Here is a 1,664-nt window from a genome sequence, read left to right as displayed (position 1 = left end):
TATTATCTTAATTTTACTAAATGTAAGATTAAATCTCAACTATTACAGATAATGTCTTGGTGTACTATTGCCATAATTTGCTGCTGATTATATGTGATATCCTGCGGTTGTGCTATCTTGATCATTCCTAACACTAAATCTTGAGCAGCATCTAATAGCACTTTATTATCTTGAGAATCAATATATTTTAATAGAGTATCAAATATTTGATTTATTATCGTTTGTGTATTATGAGTATGGTCATGAGATTTGTTGTGTACATTATTTTTTTTATGATCATCATAGATATCCAGCCAATTATTATCTATTTCTGTTGCAGTATCTATAATTTGAGACTATATACCAGTGATACAGGCACTGTTATTTTCACCATATGTAGTTGCGGCGATATAAAGTTGCTTTGCTAAGGCAAATTCTTTTTGCATTGTCCAAACCTGACTTATATTAAAACCACTTGCATTAAACAATTTTTCTATTTGGTGTTCGTCTATTTGAGATAATAACTCATGTAATTTTGCTTTATCCATGATCGGGTATGAAGTGACGATATGATCACAGCATGGATTTTTTATATCAACTAACTTATCTGGTATTAGTGATGGACTATGCTCTAAAAGAGTAGCACATAACTCCTGTTTTATAGTTCTTGATGGTTTAGTAGTTTCTATCGGTATATTTATTAAGTCTATAGACTGAGGTATAGTAATATATTTCTCCTCTCCCGAAGTCCAGTCATATTGTAATAGGCTATCATAGTATCCACATGTACTAGTCTGTGATAAGTATTGATGCTGTAATACGTATAAGACCTTATTTATAATTACTTTTATAAATTCTTTATCATCAGGCATAGCCTGATTTGCCTCTAATACATTTTCCATTACTTGAAGTTTTTCACCCTTAGAAGAGCTTAGTAATGCTATAAGACATAGAGAATGTTGTTGTAAAATCTTTTCTAAATTATTAGTATATTCATGGGCTTTTTGTATCAATTCTGAAATTGCAGGTTTTAATATATGGAGTAAGTGAGACGTTAGGAAGCAGTTCTTTTTATAAATCTCCGTATGATGTACTGATTGTGCGTCACTGGCAATATTCTGTAACAAATTCTCTTGTGGACTATAAGGTATTATACCTTGACTAAATAGAAATAATTGCATCTTAAAGTTATGTCCGTAAAAATCATTGAGTGCGCGCCCCTCAGATACGCAATTCACAAGAAATGGATACTGTTCATAGTGTGTTAATATATAAGTGACTATTTCCCCTGTTGTATCATACGGAGCTATATCAAATACCATACTCTTTACTGCTTGCACTAGTTGCTCATAACCCTTATCCTTGTTTAGCGCAACTTGCACAACACCTGCATAAAACTGTTCAGAGCCATCAACCGCATTATATATAACCTGCACTGTACTTAATAATGTCCTGCCTAAAAATTCTAATGCTTCAACATTAAGATTGTTTCCTGTTAAATCTAATACTCTAATATTGCTTACGTGCGTGCATAAGACACTAGCAAATTCATGTAGAGCAGGAATGCCAAAAGCATTCTGCATCATATCTAAAATGTTTAGGTGTGTTAAATAATCTGATTTAGATAATGCTAATAACCCCTTATCTCTTATATCATTATTACCTAAATATAAGGATGTAAGGTT

The 1,664-nt window shown here is 31.9% G+C and carries 2 protein-coding genes; both read right to left on the bottom strand.

From position 1 onward, the window contains the following. Positions 1-35 precede the first annotated feature (35 nt). Positions 36-161, bottom strand: a complete 126-nt coding sequence (locus KYQ89_RS07820; RefSeq protein WP_256621301.1) for a hypothetical protein — start codon at positions 159-161, stop codon at positions 36-38. A gap of 174 nt (positions 162-335) precedes the next feature. Next, positions 336-1,664, bottom strand: a 1,329-nt coding sequence (locus KYQ89_RS04180; RefSeq protein ID WP_218460542.1) for a hypothetical protein, incomplete at its 5' end; no start/stop codon positions are given.

Source organism: Rickettsia sp. TH2014, from assembly GCF_019249195.1.
Lineage (GTDB): Bacteria > Pseudomonadota > Alphaproteobacteria > Rickettsiales > Rickettsiaceae > Rickettsia > Rickettsia felis.
Note: the sequence above shows the minus strand (reverse complement) of the source record. Positions and strands in the feature narration are given on the sequence as shown.